This window comes from Streptomyces phytophilus, from assembly GCF_013870535.1.
Classification (GTDB): Bacteria; Actinomycetota; Actinomycetes; order Streptomycetales; family Streptomycetaceae; genus Streptomyces; species Streptomyces phytophilus.
This window is the reverse complement of record NZ_JACBXC010000007.1, coordinates 1-20928: the sequence shown is the minus strand read 5'-3', so window position 1 is coordinate 20928 and position 20928 is coordinate 1. Positions and strand designations below refer to the sequence as shown.

Below are 20928 nucleotides of genomic sequence, written 5' to 3'. Positions count from 1 at the left end.
CGTGCCGGGCGTCAGGCGTTCTGTACGGTGCCTGCCTGGTCGGCCTCGGGCTGGAGGCAGGCCGCCACCGTCTCGGGGTCCATGGCCGCCAGGCTGGCGAACATACGCAGCGGCTCGGCCAGGGTCTGACAGCACATCACGTACTGGTTGCTGCGGCCCTTGGGAACGGCCTCGACGAGTTCCTGCTCGCGCAAGGGTGCCAGATGATGACTGACCAGCGTCTGGCTCAGGCCCGTGGCCTCCTGCAACTCCTTGACCGTACGCGGACGCTGCGCGATCAGCAGGATCAGCATCAGCCGCGTCTCGTCGGCCAGCGCGCGCAGCTTGGGCGCCAGCATCCGGGCCCGCTCGCGTTCGCCGATCCACTGGGCGGGATCGCTGACCGCGACCCTCAACTTCGCCGGCCGGGCCATCGTCACCTTCCTCTCACCCCTGTACCTGCCGTCCGGCCATGGACCCGCCACGCCGGGTGAGTCGATGGGGACCGCGGGTTCAATCCTACGCACCCTCGCTCTCCCCGAACCTAGGAGGAGGCCGGGGAGTCCGCCTTGCCGCCGGGGGCGGCGACTTCGGCCCGCGCGGTGGCGTCGTCCTCGGCCACGCGGGCCCGGGGCAGGACGAATGCCGTGGTGAGCGCTCCCGCGACCGCGACGCCGACGGCGATCATCAACGTGGTGGCGAAGCCGCCGACGAAGGAATGCTGCGCGGCGTCCAGCACCCGGCGGCCCGCCGTACCGCCGAGTTGCTCGGCGGTGGCGGAGGCGCCCGCCAGGGACTCGCGGACCGCCGCCCCGGCCTCGCCGGGCAGTCGGGCGGCCTGGGGCAGGTCGTCGCGGTAGAGGGTGGTGACCACACTGCCGCTGATGGCGATGCCGAGCGCGCCGCCGACCTGCATGCCGACATCCGCCACCGCGGAGCCGGCGCCCGCTTGGCGGGCGGCGGAGACGACCAGGATCGCGTCGACCGCGGCCGGCAGGGCGATGCCCATGCCCAGGCCGAACACGGCGAGACCGAGCAGGGCCTGGTTCTCGTCGTCGACGGACAGGCCGGCCAGGATGCCCATGCCGACGGCGCACAGCAGCAGCCCGAACACCACCGTGGCCTTCAGGCCGGCCCGTTCCACGAGCTTCGCCGACAGCGGGGCACCGATCATCATCGTGCCGATGGCGAGCATCCGCAGCCCGGCGCCCAGGGGGTCCAGCTCCAGTACCGACTGGAGGTACTGGGTGAGCAGATACAGGCCGCTGTACAGGCCGAAGGAGGTGCAGGCGATCGCCAGGGCGCCGCCGCCGTAGCGGGCGTTGAGGAACAGGCCGACGTCGAGCATGGGGTGGGCCGTGTGCCGCTCCCAGGCCACGAAGGCGACCATCAGGGCGACGCCCGCGAACAGGGAGCCGAGCGTGACGATGTCACCCCAGCCGTTGTGCGGCGCCTCGACCAGCCCGTAGACGATGGCGACCAGGCCGCCCACCGAGAGCAGGGCGCCGACCAGGTCCAGCCCGGGATGGTCCGCCGCCTTGGACTCGGGGATCAACTTGGCGGCGCCGATCAGGGCGATGGCGGCCAGCGGGACGTTGATGAGGAACATCGAGCCCCACCAGAAGTGCTCCAGCAGCAGGCCGCTGACGAGCGGGCCGAGCGGGACGCCGACGGCGGCGGCACCGGACCAGATGCCGATGGCCTTGCCCTGCTCCTCGCGCGGGAAGACGTCCTTGATGATGGCCAGGGTGGCGGGCATCATCAGCGCCGCCGAGATGCCCATCAGGGCGCGGAACGTGATCAGCGCCTCGGCGCCGGCGGCGAACGCGGCGCCCAGGCTGGTCAGCGCGAAGGCGGCCAGACCGATCGACAGCAGCCTCTTGCGGCCGAACCGGTCGGACAGGCCGCCGGCCATGAGCAGCAGTCCGCCGAAGGCCAGGGCGTACGAGTCGACCATCCACTGGAGCTGACTGCTGGTGGCATCCAGATCCTTCTGGATGCTGGGCAGGGCCAGATTCAGGATGAGGGTGTCCAGGCCGATCAGTACCAGGCTCAGGCACAGGACGTTCAGGATCTGCCATCGGCGTGGATGGCCGGTGGAGCTGTTCACTCACGCTCTCCTCGGACGCAACGGGCGTGGTCCCCGCGGGAGGTCGGGGCCGACCAGCCGTATCTAAACAGCTCTCGCCCCTATCAACAGCGATGGCTGTTGATAGGGGCGTGTGTTGTGCGCTAATTCCAGCCATCTGCCCCGTGACCTCAGGATTCCCCCGGCTGATCGGTGCACTCCCGCGCTGATGTGCGCAAAGGGCGTGCGGGCCGGGCCGCCGGGGTCGGCTGCCGGATGGAGCGCCGCGCCGGGAGGAAGTCGCATGGAGTCTCGGAGAGTTGGCGCAAATCTTTCCCCGCCGCGTACGGGACCCTCGAATACTTCGACCGTCATCGATAAATTGACCGAGAAGCAGCACGGGGTTCCGTGCAGAAGGTCTCGCACGAGGTGCCAGGGGGATGGAACAGATGCGTACATCCGGCAGGAAATTGCTGGCAGCCGCACCGCCGACGGCACCGCGGTAGCGCCCACACACCTTCGTCTTCCATGAGGTCCGTGCATGGCGGCACGGACCTGACGCCACCTCGAACCCGATGACAACTGCGTAGTCGGACGCGTTCGGCACACGTCCGGCTCCGCACACGAGGCTGGAAATCAGTCACTGGCGGCGGCTGGTTCCCGGGCCTGTCGAACCACAAAGGGGGAAACGATGTCAGTCTCTACTCAGCCACGCCTTGCCCTGGTGGGCGATCGCGGCAATCACGACGAGCCGTCCCACCCCAGGATCGACGCGATGCGCGAGCGGTGGGACCTGACCACGGAGTGGATCCCGACCACCGACATCCACGACGCATCCGCGCTGGCGGGCTGGGACGGCATCTGGGTGGTGCCCGGAGCTCCGTACTTCAACCAGAAGGGCGTGCACATCGCCGTCCGGTACGCACGCGAGAACCGGTTGCCGTTTCTCGGCACCTGCGGGGGCTTCTTCAGCGCCCTCGTCGAACACGCGCAGAACGTCCTGCACCTGCCGGAGGCAGAGGGCGTGGACGAAGACCCGGAGAAGCTGATGCCCCTGGTCACGCCGCTGACGTGTTCCTTCCGCGGAGAGAAGGCCCCGCTGAAGGTCAAAGAAGGCTCCCACCTCGCCGGCATCTACGGCACGACCGAGGTGGAGGAGATCTTCCACTGCGACTACGGGCTGGCGGACTCCTTCATGGACGCGGCCAACCAGGGCGACCTGCGGTTCAGCGCCTGGGACGGCGACGGTGCGGCCCGCGCCCTGGAGATCACCGGCCACCCCTTCTTCATGGGCAGCCTCTTCCAGCCCGAGCTGTCGTCCGCGCCGGGCGCCGAGCACAAGATCCTCAAGGCGTTCCTCTCCGCTGTGCGCAGCAGGCCGGGTGTGCCCGCGGCCTCGGCGGCCTGATCACCACGGCACCACCGCAGCAGCCGACGAGGTCGTGCGTCGCGCGCACGGCTGAGGCACCGTCATGCCCGTTCGTCCCCCGCACCCCGGGCGGAAGGAGCCTTGAGCCTCTATGAAGTCCGAACAGCACGGTCTTTCCCGGCGCGGTTTCGTGCGCGGCAGCGTCGTCGGGGGTGCCGGACTGGGTACCCCCGCGTTGCTGCCGGTCGTCTCGGCTCACGCCGCCACCGACGCCGCCACCGACGGCACCGCCGCGGCAGACGGGGAGGCAGCCGGCAACGGGGGCGCGCGGTCGGCGTTCACCGACCGGTCGGCCGCCCTGACGCCGGACAAGACCGTTGCCACCGCCTGCCAGTTCTGCAACTCCAATTGCCGGCTCAACGTCGACCTCAAGGCCGACCGCATCCTCGCGGTGCGGGGCGAGGACGACGATCCGGTGCAGCAGGGCCAGGTGTGCGTCAAAGCCGAACTCATGCCGCAGCTGGTCTACAACGCAGAACGGCTGACCCGGCCGCTGCGCCGCGTCGCCGGTGCGAAGGGCTCGTCGCACTCGACGTTCGAACCCGTCACGTGGGACGAGGCTCTCCGCACCATCGCCGGAAAGCTGCTGGAGCTGCGGGACGCCGGGCAGGCGCACACCATCGCCAACCGCACCACCGGCCGCCTGCCCCGGGGCACGGGCTCCCTCGTGGCCCGCCTGTTCGCCATGCTCGGCAGCCCCAACAACACCGACGTCGGCCCCGTCTGCAACGACGCCGGCGGCAATGCCCTGGCGACCACGTTCGGCCTGGGGAACTTCACCAACGGCTACGGCACCGACGGTGCCACCGGCAAGGACGACCTCGGCTCCGCCCGCCACTACCTGTTCCTCGGCACCAACCAGGCCGAAACCCACCCGGTGACCTTCGACTACCTGCTGCGCGGCCGGAGGAAGACCAGGGCCACCCTGACCGTGGTCGACCCCCGGCTGACCCCGACCGGCGCGGAGGCCGACCGGTGGGTGGCGCCCAAGCCGCACACCGACTTCGCCCTGCTGCTGGCCATGCTCCACCACATCGTCGAACAAGGGCTGTACGACAAGGCGTTCGTCAAGCGCTGGGTGGTCGGCTTCGACGAACTGCACGCCCACCTGGAGAAGCACCGGTACACCCCCGCGTGGGCGGCGAAGGTCACCGGCGTGGACGCCGCCACCATCAGGGAGATGGCCGAGGAGTACGCGCAGGCGAAACCGGCGGCGATCTTCTGCAACGCCGGCATCTCCCACCAGCTCGGCGCCTTCGACACCTACCGCGTGGCGGCGTTCCTGGCCGCGGTGACCGGCAACGTCGGCGTACCGGGTGCCGGCTGCAACTTCATGCACAACACCTGGCCCGGCGACCTGCACCTGCCGCCGCTCACCGCCGACGTGCCGGAGCGGCGCGAGGCGCTGCCCGTCGGCCCGGACTACTTCGCCGAGTCCATCCTGACGGGCGACCCGTACCGGCTGCGCGCGGTGATCACGCAGGGCAACCCGCTGGTCTCCTCCGCCAACACCACCAAGGTCAAGAAGGCTTTCGAACAGCTCGACTTCTACGTCTACACCGGCCTGTTCATGGAGGAAGCGGCGTACTACGCCGACGTCATCCTGCCCGTCTGCAGCGGGCTGGAGATGGAAGGCGTCTACATGCGCCGTGACGACAGGGCCATCCGCTGGCAGGAGCAGGTCGTCGACCGGGTGGGCGAGTCGCGGCCGGACTGGGAGATCTGGATCGGCCTCGCGCACGCCCTGGCCGAACTGGACACCGACCGCCCGGGGGCGCAGTGGCGCGAGGCGTTCCCGGAGCGGTGGACGGACTACCGGCACCTGTGGGACGACTTCGTCGCCCACACCCCCGGGGCGGGCGGCATGACCCGCACCCGGATGCGCCGGCGCACCGAGCCGCTGCGCTGGCCGTGCCCCACACCGGAGCACCCCGGGGTCAGCACCCTGTACCTGGACCACCCGAGCTGGTACGAAGCCGCCGCGTCGCTGGATCCCGGCAATCGCGGCAAACGCTTCCTCACCCCCAGCGGCAAGGTCGAGATCACCACCCCGGAGCTGGAGAAGAAGCTCGCCGCGACCGGGCACAGCGCCCTGCCGATCTTCTACACCCACCCCGAGGTCACCGGAAAGAACCCGACCCTGGCGTACGGCCGCGCCTTCGTCACCAACCCCCTCAACCCCCAGGCCGTCACCCACCCGGTGCGCCTGGGCGTCCCCGGGAACGACGCCGTGCACCGGGACTTCCCGCTGATGGGGATGACGGGCCGGCCCAGCGTCGTGCACTTCGCCGCGGTCACCCACTGGACCCCGACGGGCAAGCAGCTCAACGGCATCCGCTTCGTCCAGATCCACCCCGACACCGCCCGCCGGGCAGGCATCCGTGACGGCGACGACGTCCGCGTCGAAAGCCCGCGCGGCTCTGTCACGGGCACGGCGCTGCTGTGGGAGGGGATCCGTACGGACACCGTGTTCGTACCCAACACCTTCGGCCCCGCCCAGAAGACGGGCGACCTCTACGAAGACCCCCGCTACGAAGCGGCCAACACCCTGCCCGACGACCGCTACTACGACAACCTCTCCGGCCAGCAGGCATTCAAGTGCTTCGCCTGCCGGGTCGTCAGAGCCTGACCCGCCCCGCGAACGCCGCACGCTCGTCCCCGAAGAACCGCTGGAGGCAGTGCATGACCGTAACGTCCGACCCGCGCCTTGAGGCCGAGTCCGTCACCGTCCGGCCGCTGCCCGGCTTCGACGAGACCGTCCACGTCCTGGGCTCCAAGAGCTACACCAACCGCTACCTGGCCATCGCCTCCCTGTCCGGGCAGGAGACGGTCGTCGACAACGCGCTGCTCTCCGACGACACCGTCTATCTCGCCCGCGCCATCGAGATGTTCGGACACGTCACCTGCGACATCGACCGGAAGGCAGCCCGCATCCGGGTCACCCCCACCGGCAGGCCGATGCGCGCACCGAGCGAGGAGATGTACGTCGGCGGCGCGGGCACCCCGCTGCGGTTCCTGATCTCCATGGCCGGACACGCCGAGGGCACCACGATCATCAACGGCAACGCCCGCATGCAGGAGCGCCCCATGGGCGACCTCCTCAAGGCGCTGCCCTCCCTCGGGGTGGACGCCGCCGCGGTACGCGGCAACGGCAGCCCGCCCATCCGCGTGGTCGGCGGCTCCTTCACGGGAGGCGCCACCTCCCTCAGCGGCGCGGTCTCCAGCCAGTTCACCTCCAGCCTCATCATCAACGCGCTGCGGGCCCGGACCACGACCGAGATCACCATCAGCGACGAGCTGGTCTCCAAGCCGTACGTGGAGATGACGCTCGCTGCGCTGCAGGAGATGGGCGTACGAGTCGACCGCGACGGCCACCGGCGCTTCACCGTCGCCGCCGGGCAGCAGGCACGGGGCGGTACGGTCACGGTCGAGCCGGACGCCTCCGGCATGTCCTACTTCCTGATCGCCGCGGCCGTCCTCCGGTCCAGGGTCGTCATCCCGGGCATCGGCAGCGGATCCCACCAGGGCGACGCGCACCTGGTCCAGGCCCTGGAGCGCATGGGCTGCCGCGCCGAGGTCACGGACGACTCCACCACGCTGACCGGCGGTCCGCTGCGCGGCATCGACATCGACATGGAGGCCATGCCCGACGTCGTGCCGTCCCTGGCGGTCGCCGCCGCCCACGCCGAGGGCACCACGCGCATCACCAACATCGCCTCCCTGCGGGTCAAGGAGTGCGACCGCATCGCCGCCGTCACCACCGAGCTGCGCAAGATGGGCATCGAGGTCGAAGAGCACGCCGACGCCATGTACATCACCGGGGGCACCCCGGTCGGCGCGGAGATCGACACCTACGACGACCACCGCATCGCCATGACCTTCGCCATCGCCGGCCTGCGCACCGAGGGGGTGGTCATCAAGGACCCCGGCTGCGTCGCCAAGTCCTTCCCCACCTTCTGGCAGACCCTCGACACCCTGCACCCCGCCCTCACGAGCACTGTATGAGCGCGCCCGACGCGCCGTTCGCCGGTCCGGGCATCCTGCTGGTGCTCGACGGCTGGGGCCACGCCCCGGCGGCCGACGACAACGCCCTGGCGCTGGCCCGTACTCCGGTCCTGGACGACGTCGTCACGCGGTTCCCGCACACGCTCGCCGACGCCTCCGGCGAAGCCGTCGGACTGACCGCCGGTACGGTCGGCAACTCCGAGATCGGCCACATGGTCATCGGCGCCGGACGGCCCGTGCCGTACGACAGCCTGCTGGTCCAGCAGGCCATCGCCGCCGGCACCCTGCGCAGCCACCCCCCGCTGGGCTCCGTCCTGGACGACACGGCTGCCGCCGGCAGCGCCCTGCATCTGATCGGCCTGTGCTCGGACGGGCAGATCCACTCCCACATCGAGCACCTCGGCGAACTCCTGGCGGCAGCATCGGCCCGCGGAGTGGGCCGCGTGTTCATCCACGCCATCACCGACGGGCGGGACGTCGCCGACGGCACCGCCCACGCCTTCCTGACCCGGGTCGACGAGCTGGCCCGCCGCGCCGGGACGGGACAGCTCGCCACCGTCGTCGGCCGCGGCTACGCCATGGACAAGGCCGGCAACCTGGACCTCACCGAGCAGGCCGTCGCCCTGGTCGCCGACGGCCGGGGCGCGCCCGCCGGCAGCGTCCGGCAGGCGCTGGCCGCCTCCGGGCGCGGCGACGAGTGGGTGCCCGCCGGCGTGCTCACGGCTGCCGGAGACGCGGCCGTCGCCGACGGGGACGCGGTGCTGTGGTTCAACTTCCGCAGCGACCGCATCCAGCAGTTCGCCGACCGCCTCGTCGGGCACCTCACGGCCACCGGGCGCTCGACGCGGATGCTGAGCCTGGCCCGGTACGACACCCGTGCCGCGATCCCGCCGCTGGTGGAGCGGGCGGACGCCTCCGGCGGCCTGGCCGACGAACTCTCCGAGGCCGGAGTGCGCAGCGTCCGTATCGCCGAGGCGGAGAAGTTCGAGCACGTGACGTACTACATCAACGGCCGCGACGACACGGCGCGCAGCGTCGAGGAGCACGTGCGGATCACGGGCGACGGCAAGCCCGACTACATTGCGCGCCCGCAGATGAACCTCGACCGCGTCGCCACGGCCGTCATCGAGGCCGCCGGCCGGGCGGACGCCGAACTCGTCGTCGCCAACCTGGCCAACATCGACGTGGTGGGGCACACCGGCGACCTGGCCGCCACCGTCGCCGCGTGCGAGGCCACGGACAGCGCGGTGGGGCGGATCCTCAGGGCAGCACGTGCCGGCGGGCGGTGGGTGCTGGCGGTCGGCGACCACGGCAACGCCGAGAAGATGACCAAGGAGGCGGCGGACGGCACCACCCGCCCCTACGGCGGACACACCACCAACCCGGTCCCTCTGGTGATCGTCCCGCGCGACTGGGGAGCGCCCGCGCCGGCACTGCCCGCGGCGGCGACGCTCGCCGACGTCGCCCCCACCGTCCTGCACCTGCTCGGCAGAAAGCCGGGATCCGCCATGACAGGAAGGACGCTGCTGTGACCCCCCACCTCTCCGCTCCCGTGAAGGCCGTCTGGACTCAGGTACCGGAATCGACGCGGTGCCTGGATGCGCCGCACGTCGCGGCCGCATTCGCCGACGACGCCGTCGTGCGCCACCTGGACACCCAGGGGATCGACATCGTCGTACGCGAACCGGCCGACCGGTCCTGCGTGGTGCTGGGCCTCCACAACCCGTCCACGCACGAAACCCGCATCGGCCTCGACGCCCTGCTGCCCGAGTACGCCGACAGCGCCTGGCGCTTCATCAGCGGCTCCATGCGCACCAGTCCCGCCGCCGGCGGGATGGATGTCCACCTGGAGGCGGCAGGCCACGTCTGGCTGACCGCCGCCTCCTGAGGAAAGGGGACCGCACCATCCGGGCGGCCTGAGCCCGGCGCTCTTCCCCAGGCCGGCAGCGACCCGCTGTCGGCACACCTGCGCCAGATCCACCGCAGCCTGCGCGGGGCAGCCCTTCGGGGCGCGATGTCCCGCGTCCTCTTCAGGGCACCGCCAACCCGAAGGATCTGACAATGCACCAGTCCGTTCGCTTCCACATGCCTGCTTCCACGGACGCCTTCCGCGGCCATGCGTGCACCGCCGTCTCCCCCTCCGGGAGACCGCGCGGGACCACTTGACCACTTCGCCGACCCGTCGCCCACCAGCGCGCCGGGTGACCACGCGAAAGGGCTGAGCCCGTCCCGGACCACACATCCACAGCGCACACCACGCGCACGCATGCAGAGAGAAGAGTCCCCTTAGTGATCACTTACAAGCGCCGCGCCGCATATCTCACCTCGACCGCCGTCCTGTTCGTCTCCTTGTCCGGCTGCGCCGGCGACGACGCCGGATCGGGGGGTGCGCTGCAGGTCAGCGGCTCCACCACCGTGGCTCCTGTGGCCGCGGACGCGGCCGAGGCGCTCAAGGCGAAGGGCCTCGACATCATCGTGGCGACCCAGGGCGGCTCCGCGGGCGGCATCTCCCAGCTCGCGGCGGGCCAGATCGGCATCGCGATGAGTTCGAAGCCCATTGCACCGGAGGACGAGTCCGCCCACCCCGACACCGACTTCCGCGTCACCCAGGTCGGCGCGGACGCCGTCGGCGTCATCGTCACCGACGAAGTCGCCGAGGCCGGAGTGGAGAACCTGACCGCGGCACAGGTACGTGACCTGTTCGAAGGAAAGATCACCAACTGGTCCGAGGTCGGCGGCCCGGACCTGGAGGTCTTCGTCTACGACAAGGAACCCGGACGCGGCACCCGTGAAGTCCTCGACAAGTACATCTACGGCGAAGAGAAAGCCCCGCCCCCGCCGGAGTCGGGCAACTTCGCCATCGTCGGCGGCAACCTCGAAACGCGCAACAAGCTGAAGTCGACCCCCGGCGCCGTGGCACCGCTGTCCACCAGCTTCGTCGAAGGGCACGACGACCTGGCGGTCGTGACGCTGGACGGCATCGCGCCCAGTCCCGAGAACATCGCCACGGGCACGTACCCGATGTCCCGGCCGCTGTACCTCATCACCGACGGCGAGCCGGAGGGCACGTCGAAGAAGTTCATCAACTACGTCCTGTCCCCGAAGGGGCAGGAGCTGATGACGAAGCACGGCTACCTGAAGCTCAAGGAAATCGGGAAGTAGCCGATGGCTACGACCAAGACACCGGCTCGACCATCCGCCACCTCCGACGAGGGCAGACGCCCCAGGCCGTCGACGTGGGTGTGGAGTTGGACCTACGCCGGAGCACTCGCCGTCGCGGGGCTGCTTCTCGCCGTTGTCGGATATCTCGGCAGCGGTATCGGCAGCGGCACCGTCGACTGGCTGAACCTGGTGACCGAGTCCGCGTGGAGCCCGCCCAACGCGGCCTTCGGCGGCCTGGCGATGATCTACGGCACCGCTGTGGTCTCCGTCCTCGCCCTCGTCCTCGCCGTACCCATCGGATGGGCGGCGGCCATCGCGCTGTCGGAGTACCTCCCGCCGCGCATCGCCCGGCCGATGCGCATGTGCGTGGAGCTGCTCGCCGCCGTCCCGTCGATCGTCTACGGCCTCATCGGCATCGCCGTCATCCGTCCCGTCATCGCGTCGATCGCCGACGTGCCGGGCGGAGACAGCCTCGCGGCAGCCGGCATCGTCCTGGCCGTCATGATCGTTCCCACGGTCGTGGCCGTCAGCGTCGACGCCCTTTCCGCCGTGCCCGACCGCTACCGCGAGGCCGCCTACTCCCTCGGCCTCACCCGCGGGGAAGTGATCCGCTCGGCGGTCCTGCCGCTGGCGCGGTCGGGGATGCGCGCCGCCGTGCTGCTCGGTCTGGCCCGGGCGCTCGGCGAAGCCATCGCGGTGTTCCTGGTGGTGGGCAGGGCCGACGGGCGGATGCCCCACGGCTTCGGCGAGTTCCTCGACTCGCTGAGCCACCCCGGCCAGACGCTGACCACGAAACTCGCCGGCCCCGAGCCCGTACTCGCCGGCACCTCAGGACCGCACTTCGCCGCCCTGTGCGGCCTGGGCCTCCTCCTTCTGGCGCTGGTGGCCGGAGCGACCATCTGGGGCACACGGGAACGGCGCCGGAGCACGCGGAAGGCCGGGCACCTGCCGACACCGCGGCTGCGGCAGCAGCGGGACCGGCTGCTGACGGTATGGCGGCTGGGAGCCCTGCTGCTGCCCAGCGCACTGCTGATCGGAATTCTCGGCCTCCTCGTGACACGGGGCACCTCGGCGTTCAACCCGTCGTTCTGGGTCAGCGCGGCGACCGGAGCGGCCGGCGGAGGCGTACGCGACCAGATAACCGGCACCCTCCTGCTCGTCGTCACCACAGGGCTGCTCGCCCTGCCGCTGGGCTTCGGCGCCGGCATCCTGATCGGCACCCACGCCTCCGCGCGGACGGCGCGTGTGCTGCAGACGCTGACGCTCGTCCTGGGCGGCGTGCCGACCATCCTGCTGGGGCTCGCCGGCTTCGTCATCCTGTCCACCAGCATGGGATGGGGAAGGTCCTGGCTGGCCGGCGCCATCGTGCTCGTCCCCGTCGTGGCACCCGTCGTCGCCCTGACCACCGCGGCACGCATCCGGAGCCTGCCACCCGAACTCACCGAGAGCGCACTGTCGCTGGGGCTGACACGTGCCCAGTACATCCGGTCGGTCGTCGTTCCCTACACCTGGCCCGCCACCGTCACCGGCCTGCTGCTCGGCCTGGCGCGCGCAGCCGGCGAGACCGCTCCGCTGCTCTTCACCGCCACCGTGTTCTTCGGCGCTCCCACGGTGCCGAACGGGATCGTGGAGTCCCCGGTGCAGGCACTGCCGACCCACATCTTCACCCTCTCCCAGGACTCGGGCGACCCGCAGGCCGTCGACCAGGCGTGGGGCAGCGCCATGGTGCTGGTCCTGATCACCGCGGTACTCCTCAGCGCGGCGATCGCGCTGCGCAACCGCTTCGAAGGAGAACGATGGACGACGTAATCACCGTGCACCAACTACGCGTACGCACCCGTGACAAGACCCTGGTCGGCCCGGTCTCCTTCACCCTCGAACGCGGCTCCACCACCGGATTGTGCGGCCCCTCGGGCGCCGGCAAGTCCACCGTCCTGCGTGCGCTGGTGGACCTGCTCCCCGACGGGCTCGTCAGAGACGGCGACCTGAAGGTCCTCGATCGCACCATCGCACCCGGCAAGGGCGACGCGGACCTCAGAGCCAAGGTCGTCCTCGTACCCCAGACACCGGTCGTCTTCGGCGGCAGCGTCCTCGACAACGCCCTGTTCGGCCTGCGTCACGTCCTGCGCGCGTCCCGGGAGGCACTGCGCGAGCGGGCCGAACAGGCCCTCACCGAGGCCGGACTGTGGAAGGAGGTATCCGACAGGCTCGACGCCCCGGCCCAGACCCTCTCCGCGGGACAGCGGCAGCGGCTCTGCCTGGCCCGCGCGCTGGCCCTGGAGCCGGCCGGGCTGCTCCTCGACGAGCCCACCAGCGCGCTCGACGAACAGAGCAGGGACACGGTCGAGCAGTCCATCGCGGCGCTCCGCGGCCGCCGGACGGTCCTCCTCGTCTCCCACGACCCGGCGCAGGTGGAGCGCCTGTGCGACACGACCGTCCTCCTGGACCTGCCCGCCGCGGCTTCTCCCGCTGCCGCGGCTGTCTGATCACCTCCTGCCGACAAGGTCACTCCTCGACGTTCACTCCGCCCCGGTGCCTCGACCCCGGACCGCGCAGCACGGGTTGAGGCACCGGGCTGTCGTTCAGTCGGCCTGCGACAGCAGGCCGGCCATGACCGACAGCGCTCCGGGTGCGACCCGGTAGTACACCCAACTGGCGCGGCGTTCCGACAACAGCAGCCCGGCTTCCCGCAGTTTGCGCAGGTGGTGGCTGACCGTGGGCTGGGAGACGCCGACGTCCTGGATCTCGCAGACGCACGCTTCCCCGCCCGGCCGAACCGCGATCTTCGAGAAGAGCCGCAGCCGGACGGGGTCGGACAGCGCCTTGAACATGGCGGCGATCGGCTCCGCGTCGTCGGCGGACAACTCCTCGCGCCCCAGCGGCCGGCAGCACCCCAGCGGCGTGACGGTGGCGAGCGTGGCGGAGTCCGAGGCCAACTTAGACATGCCTCTATGTTGACACCCGTCGAATCACTTGCCAAGGGGTGTGCCCGCATCGGGCTGCCGGCCTGTCCGTCGGATTTGATGAACCTCTATGTTGACGGACGTCGATCCCGGGTGCATGCTGAGCGACATCGAAGAACGTCGATACAGAAGGAACGGCTCATGTCCCGGATACAACTCGCCCTGCGCGTCCCCGACCTGCAGGCATCGATCGACTTCTACAGCAGGCTGTTCGGTGCCGAGCCGGCCAAGCTCCGCGACGGCTACGCCAACTTCGCCATCGCCGAGCCTCCCCTCAAGCTGGTCCTCATCGAGGGAGCGGAGGGAGAGGGCACCCGCCTGGACCACCTGGGAGTAGAGGTGGCATCCAGCGAGGACGTCCAGCAGGCCACGGCCAGGCTGGACCTGGCCGGGCTGGCCACCGTCGAGGAGGACGACACGACCTGCTGCTACGCCCTGCAGGACAAGGTCTGGGTACAGGGCCCGGGCCAGGAGCCGTGGGAGGTGTACGTCGTCAAGGCCGACGCGGACTCCCTGGCCAAGGAGCAGAACAGCAGCTGCTGCACGCCCGCGGCTGCCGCCACGGCGGAGCAACAGCCCGCGGCGGCCGGTTGCTGCTGACCGGTCGATGAGCGATGTCGGTACGCGCGGGGACGCGACCGCGGCCGGTCGCCGGCCGCGTCCCCGCGCGGCTCTGCCCGCCCTGTGCCTGACCCAGATCACGAGCTGGGGCGTCGTCTACTACGCCTTCCCCGTCCTCAACCCCGAGATCACCGCCGCCACCGGCTGGAGCCCGGCGGCCACCACCGCGGCGTTCTCCGCCGCGCTCCTCGTCTCCGCACTCGCCGGCATCCGCATCGGCCGCATCCTCGACGCCCGCGGCCCCCGCGGGGTGATGACCCTGGGGTCGGCCGCCGCCGTCACGAGCCTGGCCGTCATCGCCACCGCGCCCAACCTGCCCCAGTTCGTCGCCGGCTGGCTGCTGGCCGGGCTCGCGATGGCGGCCACTTTCTACCAGCCGGCCTTCGCCGCTCTCACCCGCTGGTACGCGCCGGACCACGTACGTGCCCTCACGGCCGTCACCCTCGCCGGCGGCCTCGCCTCCACCGTCTTCGCGCCCCTGACCGCCCAACTCGCCGACCACTTCAGCTGGCGGCACAGCTACCTCATCCTCGCGGCCGTCCTGGCCGCCCTCACCCTGCCCGCCCACGCCCTCGCCCTCCGCGGCCCCTGGCCTCCCGCCCCGCCGGCCCCCACGGCAGGCCCGACGACCTCCACGAGCATCGCCCGCAGCCGCACCTTCGCACTCCTCGCCGCAGCCCTGACGCTCTCCGCCTTCGCCATGTACGCGGTCGTCGTCACCGTCGTGCCGCTGCTCCTCGAACGCGGCTATACCACCGGCCAGGCGGCCTGGGCCCTCGGACTGGGAGGCTTGGGCCAGACCATGGGCCGCACCCTGTACGCGGCCCTCGCCCGCCGCACCCGCCCCGGGACGCGCACCGTCGCCCTCATCGCCCTGGGCGGACTGGGCACCGCCGCCTTCGCTCTCATCCCCGGCCCCTACGCGCTGCTTGCCACCCTCGCCGTCGCCGCGGGCATCGTCCGCGGCAACCTCACCCTCCTGCAGGCCACCGCCATCACCGACCGCTGGGGCACCACGCACTACGGCCGCCTCTCCGGCCTGCTCGCCGCCCCCACCGTCACCGCCTCGGCCCTGGCCCCCTTCGCGGGCACCGCCCTGGCCGCGCCGCTCGGCGGCTACCCGAACCTCTTCGCCGCCCTCGCCGCGATCAGCGCGGCCGCGGCGCTGACGGCTTATCGCACAACGGCACGGCGAGGCCGGTGGCGGGTCCTTACGCGCCGGCTGCCGGTGCGATGTCGGCGATGAGGGACTCGATACGCGTACGGATCTCGTCGCGGATGGGACGTACGGCCGCGACGTCCTGACCGGCCGGATCGTCCAGATCCCAGTCGAGGTAGGTCTTGCCGGGGAAGACGGGGCAGGCGTCGCCGCAGCCCATGGTGATGACGACGTCCGACGCCCGCACGGCATCGGTGGTGAGGACCTTGGGCTGCTCGTGCGCGATGTCGATACCGACCTCCCGCATCGCTTCGACGACCGCGGGGTTGACGGTGTCGGCGGGGACCGACCCGGCGGAGCGGACCTCGACGCGGTCGTCGGCGAGGTGGGTCAGCCAGGCCGCGGCCATCTGGGAGCGGCCGGCGTTGTGGACGCAGACGAACAGCACGGAGGGCTTGTCGGACATCGCGGTCTCTCTTGTCGTGCGGCGATGGGGGAGGGGTGGCATCAGCTTCGCCTGATGTGACAATATCAGCCCATGCTGACATCAGTCGATACTGAAGTGATCCGCGCCCTGGCGGACCCGCTCCGGGTCCGGATCGTCGAGCTCCTGGCCGCGGAGACGCTGTGCACCACGCACCTCGTGGAGGAGACCGGAGCGCGGCAGACGAACCTCTCCAACCATCTGCGGGTGCTGCGCGAGGCCGGGGTGGTGGAGACCGAGCCGTGCGGTCGCTTCACGTACTACAAGCTGCGCCCCGCGGTGCTGGAGGCGCTGGCCGGCTCGTTCGCCGAACTGGGAGCAGCCGCCCGCGCCACCGTGGACGCCGACCGCAAGCGGGCCTGCTGACGTGGTCACCGCCGGCCCGGAAGCCGGTGCCGAGGAGCACGTGGCCCGCAAGCTGTCGACGCTCGACCGCTACCTCGCCGTCTGGATCCTGCTCGCCATGGCCGCCGGCCTCGGCCTGGGCCGGGTCGTCCCGGGGCTGGACGACGCACTGGCGAAGGTGGAGACCGGCGGCATCTCCCTGCCCATCGCCCTCGGCCTGCTGATCATGATGTACCCGGTGCTGGCCAAGGTCCGCTACGACCGCCTGGACGCCGTCACCGGCGACCGCCGGCTGCTGACCGCCTCCCTGGCGGTCAACTGGCTGATCGGCCCTGCGGTGATGTTCGCCCTGGCCTGGATCTTCCTGCCCGACCTGCCCGAGTACCGCACCGGCCTGATCGTCGTCGGGCTCGCCCGCTGCATCGCGATGGTCATCATCTGGAACGACCTGGCCTGCGGCGACCGCGAAGCCGCGGCCGTCCTGGTGGCGCTCAACTCCGTCTTCCAGGTACTGGCCTTCGGCCTCCTCGGCTGGTTCTACCTCGACCTCCTCCCCGGCCGGCTCGGCCTGGGCGACGGCGAAAACCTCGACATCTCGACATGGAAGATCGCGCTCAACGTCGCCGTCTTCCTCGGCGTCCCCCTCCTCGCCGGCTTCCTCACCCGCCGCATCGGCGAACGCCGCCTCGGCCGCACGGCGTACGAGCAGCGCATCCTGCCCCGCATCGGCCCGTGGGCGCTCTACGGGCTGCTCTTCACGATCGTGCTCCTCTTCGCCCTCCAGGGCGAGACGATCACCTCGCACCCCCTGGACGTCGCCCGGATCGCGCTGCCCCTCCTGGTCTACTTCGCACTCATGTGGTTCGGCACCTTCGCCCTCGGCAGAGCCATCGGCCTCCCGTACGACCGCACCACCACGCTCGCCTTCACCGCGGCCGGCAACAACTTCGAACTCGCCATCGCGGTCGCCATCGCCACCTTCGGCGTCACCTCAGGCCAGGCCCTCGCAGGCGTCGTCGGCCCCCTCATCGAAGTCCCGGTGCTCATCGCCCTCGTGCACGTCTCCCTGGCCCGGCGCCGAAAGTTCGACTCCACCCGGGGACTTCGCCAAGGGCAGACAGGAATGACCGCGGAATGAGTGGCAAAGCGAGGCAGGCGACGTGAACATCGACGACCTTGTGCGGCTCCGTCGGCCGACGAGGGCGGCTACCCCGGTCACGGGGTAGCCGCCCTCGCAGCGTTTCTGACGTCGAGCAGAATAAGGTCGCCCGACCCCGGCCTTTAGATGTCGAAGTACAGCTCGAACTCGTGCGGGTGCGGGCGGAGCTGGATGGGCTCGATCTCCTGGGTGCGCTTGAAGTCGACCCACGTCTCGATCAGGTCGGCGGTGAAGACGCCGCCCTGGAGCAGGAACTCGTGGTCGGCTTCCAGGGACTCCAGTACGGCCGGGAGGTTCGTCGGGACCTGGGGGACCGCGGCGTGCTCCTCGGGGGCCAGTTCGTAGAGGTCCTTGTCGACCGGCTCGGCGGGCTCGATCTTGTTCTTGATGCCGTCCAGGCCGGCCAGCAGCATCGCGGAGAAGGCCAGGTACGGGTTGCCGGAGGAGTCCGGGGCGCGGAACTCGATGCGCTTGGCCTTGGCACTGGCGCCGGTGATCGGGATGCGGATCGCCGCGGAGCGGTTGCGCTGGGAGTAGACCAGGTTGACCGGGGCCTCGAAGCCGGGGACCAGGCGGTGGTACGAGTTCACCGTGGGGTTGGTGAACGCCAGCAGCGCCGGGGCGTGGCGGAGGATGCCGCCGATGTAGTAGCGGGCGGTGTCCGACAGGCCCGCGTAGCCCTGCTCGTCGTAGAAGAGCGGCTCGCCGCCGGTCCACAGCGACTGGTGGCAGTGCATGCCGGAGCCGTTGTCGCCGAAGATCGGCTTGGGCATGAAGGTCGCGGTCTTGCCGTTGCGCCAGGCGACGTTCTTCACGATGTACTTGAAGAGCATCAGGTCATCGGCGGCGGCCAGCAGCGTGTTGAACCTGTAGTTGATCTCCGCCTGGCCCGCGGTGCCCACCTCGTGGTGCTGGCGCTCGACCTTGAGGCCCGAGGCGGCGAGTTCGAGGGAGATCTCCGCGCGCAGGTCGGCGAAGTGGTCGACCGGCGGGGCGGGGAAGTAGCCGCCCTTGTAGCGGACCTTGTAGCCGCGGTTGCCGCCGTCCTCGACGGCGCCGGTGTTCCAGGCGCCGGCCTCGGAGTCGATGTGGTAATAGCCGGCGTTCGCCTTGGTCTCGAAGCGGACGTCGTCGAAGACGTAGAACTCCGCTTCCGGGCCGAAGTACGCGGTGTCGGCGATGCCGGAGGAGGCCAGGTACGCCTCGGCCTTCTTGGCCACGTTCCGCGGGTCGCGGCTGTACTGCTCGCCGGTGATCGGGTCGTGGATGAAGAAGTTGATGTTGAGCGTCTTGTCCTTGCGGAACGGGTCGACGCGGGAGGTGGAGAGGTCCGGTACGAGCGCCATGTCGGACTCGTGGATGGCCTGGAAGCCCCGGATCGACGAGCCGTCGAACATGAGCTGGCCGTCGGGCTCGAAGACGTCCACGGGCACCGTGAAGTGCTGCATGACGCCCGGCAGATCGCAGAAACGCACGTCGACGAACTTCACGTCGTTGTCCGCGATGTACTGCTGGACCTCGTCGGCGTTCTGGAACATCCCATTCCTCCTATGCCCCGCCGCGAGGGGACGGGTAAGCCTGCAGAGCCTGCGCGAGGTGCGCGATACCGGCGTGCCAGCGTGCCGGCATGCTCGCCCGAGCCTAGGCACCCGGGATTTCTCGGGCATGACCCGTTTGTTTCGCCGATGTTAACCGCGGCCCCCGCCCGCGCCCGCGAACCCGGACCCGCCGGGCCCCCGGGTGGCCGGAATCGTATGCGGTCCGCGGGCGCCGGCAGGGGGCGGGGAAGGGCTTCGCGGGCCTGGCAGTACCGTGGATGCGTGGATGACGCGGAGAAGCGGCAAGCAATCGGATCGTGGCTCTCCGGCCCCCGCTCGGCGGCCGAGGACATGGGCGTCGACTTCGGCTACCGGGGCGAGCGCCTCGGCCTGCCCGAGACCGGGCCCGGCTCGGTCGCCTCGGTCGGCCGGCGCATCGCCGCGCTGGTCGTCGACTGGCTGCTGTGCCAGCTCATCGCCTACGGGCTGTTCGCCGGCGGTGACACCCGGACGCTCGGGCTGTGGACCATGGGCGTCTTCTTCGTGATGAGCGTGCTGCTGGTCGGCACGCTCGGCTTCACCCCGGGCAAGCGGATCATGCGCATCCGCGTCCTCACCGAGAACGGCGCCCGGCTCGGCCCGCTCGCCACCGTCACCCGCACCGTGCTGCTCTGCCTGCTGATCCCCGCCGTCATCTTCGACCGCGACACCCGCGGTCTGCACGACCGCGTCGCCCGCGCCGTCGAGGTGCGGTTCTGAGGCTGGGCCGAGAGGGCGGTTTCCGGGGCCGTCGGCCGGTCACCGGTTCCGTGTACGGGCCGGGCCCCCGTGCCCGTACGGGCGCCGCCGCGCTCAGCGCAGCTTGCCGCCGCCCTTCGGCATGCGCATGCCCTTGGGCATCGGGCCCTTCGGGATCGGCATGTTGCTCATCAGGTCGCCCAGCGCCTTCAGCCGGTCGTTGACCTGCGTGACCTGCGGGCCCTGCAGCACCCGCGGCAGCTTCACCAGCGTGGCCCGCAGCTTCTTCAGCGGCACCTGGCCCTCGTCGTTGCCGACGACGATGTCGTGCACCGGCACGTCCGCGACGACCCGGTTCATCTTCTTCTTCTCGGCCGCCAGCAGACCCCTCAGCCGGTTCGGGTTGCCCTCGCCGACCAGGACGATGCCCGCCTTGCCCACGGCGCGGTGCACGACGTCCTGCTGCCGCGTCATGGACACCGCGGGGGTGACGGTCCAGCCCCGCTTCATGTTGTCCAGCACCGCCGCGGCCGCGCCCGGCTGGCCCTCCATCTGCCCGAACGCCGCCGCCTCCGCGCGCCGCCCGAAGATGATCGCCATACCGAGCAGCGCCAGCAGGAAACCGACGATGCCCAGGTAGATCGGGTGCCCGATGAGGAAGCCGATGCCCAGGGCGGCACCGAGGACCAGGATGCCCACGCCCGCGACGATCAGACCGACCTTGGGGTCGGCCCGCCTGGTCATCTTGTACGTGAGGGCGATCTGCTTCAGACGCCCGGTGTTCTCGGGTGTGGGTTCACTGCTGGCCATGCCGCGAATTCTACGGCCAGCCGGGCCCGAGGTCAGACCGGGCCCGGCAGCCGGGGGCCGGAGCGGGGCCGCGGCGGGGCCGGGCCGGGGCGGCTATCGGGGCAGAGCGGACTTACCGCCCGCGGACGGGCCCGCCCTGCCCACCGCCGACTCCGACTCCAGCCGGGCCCTGGCCCGGCGGCGGTCCTCCAGAACGGCGTCCCAGGCGTTACGCCGTGCGGTGCGCTGCTCGCCGCGCAGCAGCACCCCCTCGATCGTGCGCAGCACCCCGGCGACGGTGGGCCGGGGTGGCGGCCAGGACGGTAACGACGACGGTGACGACGGCACGACGGCCCCCCTCGGCGGTCGGGAAGTCAGTGGTCCGGAGCGGACGAAGCTCTCTCGGGCTCCATGCTCACCCTCCGGTGTTACCAGCGCGTGGCCCGGCGGTCAAAGCAGGGTGAAGACCGCCGGGGCGGCGGCGCCGGG

General features: G+C 70.8%; 20 protein-coding genes. 13 read left to right on the top strand and 7 right to left on the bottom strand.

Annotation, left to right across the window (positions count from 1 at the left end; translation table 11 throughout):
• Positions 1-11 precede the first annotated feature (11 nt).
• Complete coding sequence (locus H5J30_RS01305) at positions 12-413, bottom strand: ArsR/SmtB family transcription factor (protein ID WP_181785280.1); 402 nt, start codon at positions 411-413, stop codon at positions 12-14.
• 110 nt (positions 414-523) lie between these two features.
• Positions 524-2089, bottom strand: a complete 1566-nt coding sequence (locus H5J30_RS01300; protein ID WP_181785271.1) for an MFS transporter — start codon at positions 2087-2089, stop codon at positions 524-526.
• Between the two features lie 649 nt (positions 2090-2738).
• Here H5J30_RS01300 and H5J30_RS01295 point away from each other — a divergent pair.
• The 8 genes from H5J30_RS01295 to H5J30_RS01260 all read left to right on the top strand — a co-directional run bounded on the left by H5J30_RS01295 (position 2739) and on the right by H5J30_RS01260 (position 13129).
• Positions 2739-3455, top strand: coding sequence for a glutamine amidotransferase-related protein (locus tag H5J30_RS01295; RefSeq protein ID WP_181785270.1), 717 nt, complete (start codon positions 2739-2741; stop codon positions 3453-3455).
• Between the two features lie 112 nt (positions 3456-3567).
• On the top strand, positions 3568-6105 hold the full coding sequence (locus H5J30_RS01290; RefSeq protein ID WP_181785269.1) for a molybdopterin-containing oxidoreductase family protein: 2538 nt from the start codon (positions 3568-3570) through the stop codon (positions 6103-6105).
• Positions 6106-6158: 53 nt separating this feature from the next.
• Positions 6159-7481: a 3-phosphoshikimate 1-carboxyvinyltransferase gene (gene aroA, locus H5J30_RS01285; RefSeq protein ID WP_181785268.1), complete on the top strand. Its 1323-nt coding sequence runs from the start codon at positions 6159-6161 to the stop codon at positions 7479-7481.
• Entirely contained in the window at positions 7478-9013 is a 1536-nt protein-coding gene (gene gpmI / locus H5J30_RS01280; protein WP_181785267.1) for a 2,3-bisphosphoglycerate-independent phosphoglycerate mutase, read from the top strand. The genes aroA and gpmI overlap by 4 nt, the downstream gene beginning before the upstream one ends.
• Positions 9010-9369, top strand: coding sequence for a hypothetical protein (locus H5J30_RS01275; protein ID WP_181785266.1), 360 nt, complete (start codon positions 9010-9012; stop codon positions 9367-9369). The genes gpmI and H5J30_RS01275 overlap by 4 nt, the downstream gene beginning before the upstream one ends.
• A gap of 401 nt (positions 9370-9770) precedes the next feature.
• Positions 9771-10643: a phosphate ABC transporter substrate-binding protein gene (locus H5J30_RS01270; protein ID WP_181785265.1), complete on the top strand. Its 873-nt coding sequence runs from the start codon at positions 9771-9773 to the stop codon at positions 10641-10643.
• A 3-nt stretch (positions 10644-10646) separates the two neighbouring features.
• The gene (pstC, locus tag H5J30_RS01265) at positions 10647-12452 is read left to right on the top strand and encodes a phosphate ABC transporter permease subunit PstC (RefSeq protein WP_220188416.1); all 1806 of its coding nucleotides are present in this window, start codon (positions 10647-10649) and stop codon (positions 12450-12452) included.
• Complete coding sequence (locus tag H5J30_RS01260) at positions 12440-13129, top strand: phosphate ABC transporter ATP-binding protein (RefSeq protein ID WP_037748349.1); 690 nt, start codon at positions 12440-12442, stop codon at positions 13127-13129. Before pstC ends, H5J30_RS01260 begins: the two co-directional genes overlap by 13 nt.
• A 96-nt stretch (positions 13130-13225) precedes the next feature.
• Here the strand turns inward: H5J30_RS01260 and H5J30_RS01255 are convergent, their stop codons facing one another.
• Positions 13226-13588 (bottom strand): ArsR/SmtB family transcription factor, encoded by a 363-nt coding sequence (locus H5J30_RS01255; RefSeq protein ID WP_181785264.1) that lies wholly within the window; start codon positions 13586-13588, stop codon positions 13226-13228.
• Between the two features lie 159 nt (positions 13589-13747).
• Here H5J30_RS01255 and H5J30_RS01250 point away from each other — a divergent pair, with 159 nt between their 5' ends.
• The gene (locus H5J30_RS01250) at positions 13748-14206 is read left to right on the top strand and encodes an ArsI/CadI family heavy metal resistance metalloenzyme (RefSeq protein WP_181785263.1); all 459 of its coding nucleotides are present in this window, start codon (positions 13748-13750) and stop codon (positions 14204-14206) included.
• A 7-nt stretch (positions 14207-14213) separates the two neighbouring features.
• Positions 14214-15473: an MFS transporter gene (locus H5J30_RS01245; RefSeq protein WP_181785262.1), complete on the top strand. Its 1260-nt coding sequence runs from the start codon at positions 14214-14216 to the stop codon at positions 15471-15473.
• Here the strand turns inward: H5J30_RS01245 and H5J30_RS01240 are convergent.
• A complete protein-coding gene (locus H5J30_RS01240) occupies positions 15439-15852 on the bottom strand; it encodes an arsenate reductase ArsC (protein ID WP_181785261.1) in 414 nt (137 codons plus the stop codon). The genes H5J30_RS01245 and H5J30_RS01240 overlap by 35 nt on opposite strands.
• 72 nt (positions 15853-15924) lie before the next feature.
• On the opposite strand from H5J30_RS01240, the gene H5J30_RS01235 reads away from it, so the two are divergent.
• Both H5J30_RS01235 and arsB read left to right on the top strand, forming a co-directional pair.
• Positions 15925-16236 (top strand): ArsR/SmtB family transcription factor, encoded by a 312-nt coding sequence (locus H5J30_RS01235; protein ID WP_181785260.1) that lies wholly within the window; start codon positions 15925-15927, stop codon positions 16234-16236.
• Position 16237: 1 nt separating this feature from the next.
• Entirely contained in the window at positions 16238-17353 is a 1116-nt protein-coding gene (gene arsB, locus H5J30_RS01230) for an ACR3 family arsenite efflux transporter (RefSeq protein ID WP_181785259.1), read from the top strand.
• A 143-nt stretch (positions 17354-17496) separates the two neighbouring features.
• Here arsB and glnA read toward each other — a convergent pair whose 3' ends face one another.
• On the bottom strand, positions 17497-18912 hold the full coding sequence (gene glnA / locus H5J30_RS01225; RefSeq protein WP_181785258.1) for a type I glutamate--ammonia ligase: 1416 nt from the start codon (positions 18910-18912) through the stop codon (positions 17497-17499).
• Positions 18913-19194: 282 nt separating this feature from the next.
• On the opposite strand from glnA, the gene H5J30_RS01220 reads away from it, so the two are divergent.
• Positions 19195-19671 (top strand): RDD family protein, encoded by a 477-nt coding sequence (locus H5J30_RS01220; RefSeq protein ID WP_181785257.1) that lies wholly within the window; start codon positions 19195-19197, stop codon positions 19669-19671.
• A 93-nt stretch (positions 19672-19764) separates the two neighbouring features.
• Here the strand turns inward: H5J30_RS01220 and H5J30_RS01215 are convergent, their stop codons facing one another.
• The gene (locus H5J30_RS01215; protein ID WP_181785256.1) at positions 19765-20460 is read right to left on the bottom strand and encodes a DUF4191 domain-containing protein; all 696 of its coding nucleotides are present in this window, start codon (positions 20458-20460) and stop codon (positions 19765-19767) included.
• A gap of 93 nt (positions 20461-20553) precedes the next feature.
• A complete protein-coding gene (locus H5J30_RS01210; protein ID WP_181785255.1) occupies positions 20554-20727 on the bottom strand; it encodes a hypothetical protein in 174 nt (57 codons plus the stop codon).
• Positions 20728-20928 lie beyond the last annotated feature (201 nt).

Excerpts from the sequence above, each read along its gene's own strand:
- H5J30_RS01305 (WP_181785280.1), bottom strand. The coding sequence starts at position 413 with ATGGCCCGGCCGGCGAAGTTGAGGGTCGCGGTCAGCGATCCCGCCCAG.
- H5J30_RS01295 (WP_181785270.1), top strand. The coding sequence starts at position 2,739 with ATGTCAGTCTCTACTCAGCCACGCCTTGCCCTGGTGGGCGATCGCGGC.
- H5J30_RS01290 (WP_181785269.1), top strand. The coding sequence starts at position 3,568 with ATGAAGTCCGAACAGCACGGTCTTTCCCGGCGCGGTTTCGTGCGCGGC.
- aroA (WP_181785268.1), top strand. The coding sequence starts at position 6,159 with ATGACCGTAACGTCCGACCCGCGCCTTGAGGCCGAGTCCGTCACCGTC.
- gpmI (WP_181785267.1), top strand. The coding sequence starts at position 7,478 with ATGAGCGCGCCCGACGCGCCGTTCGCCGGTCCGGGCATCCTGCTGGTG.
- pstC (WP_220188416.1), top strand. The coding sequence starts at position 10,647 with ATGGCTACGACCAAGACACCGGCTCGACCATCCGCCACCTCCGACGAG.
- H5J30_RS01260 (WP_037748349.1), top strand. The coding sequence starts at position 12,440 with ATGGACGACGTAATCACCGTGCACCAACTACGCGTACGCACCCGTGAC.
- H5J30_RS01255 (WP_181785264.1), bottom strand. The coding sequence starts at position 13,588 with ATGTCTAAGTTGGCCTCGGACTCCGCCACGCTCGCCACCGTCACGCCG.
- H5J30_RS01250 (WP_181785263.1), top strand. The coding sequence starts at position 13,748 with ATGTCCCGGATACAACTCGCCCTGCGCGTCCCCGACCTGCAGGCATCG.
- H5J30_RS01245 (WP_181785262.1), top strand. The coding sequence starts at position 14,214 with ATGAGCGATGTCGGTACGCGCGGGGACGCGACCGCGGCCGGTCGCCGG.
- H5J30_RS01240 (WP_181785261.1), bottom strand. The coding sequence starts at position 15,852 with ATGTCCGACAAGCCCTCCGTGCTGTTCGTCTGCGTCCACAACGCCGGC.
- H5J30_RS01235 (WP_181785260.1), top strand. The coding sequence starts at position 15,925 with ATGCTGACATCAGTCGATACTGAAGTGATCCGCGCCCTGGCGGACCCG.
- glnA (WP_181785258.1), bottom strand. The coding sequence starts at position 18,912 with ATGTTCCAGAACGCCGACGAGGTCCAGCAGTACATCGCGGACAACGAC.
- H5J30_RS01215 (WP_181785256.1), bottom strand. The coding sequence starts at position 20,460 with ATGGCCAGCAGTGAACCCACACCCGAGAACACCGGGCGTCTGAAGCAG.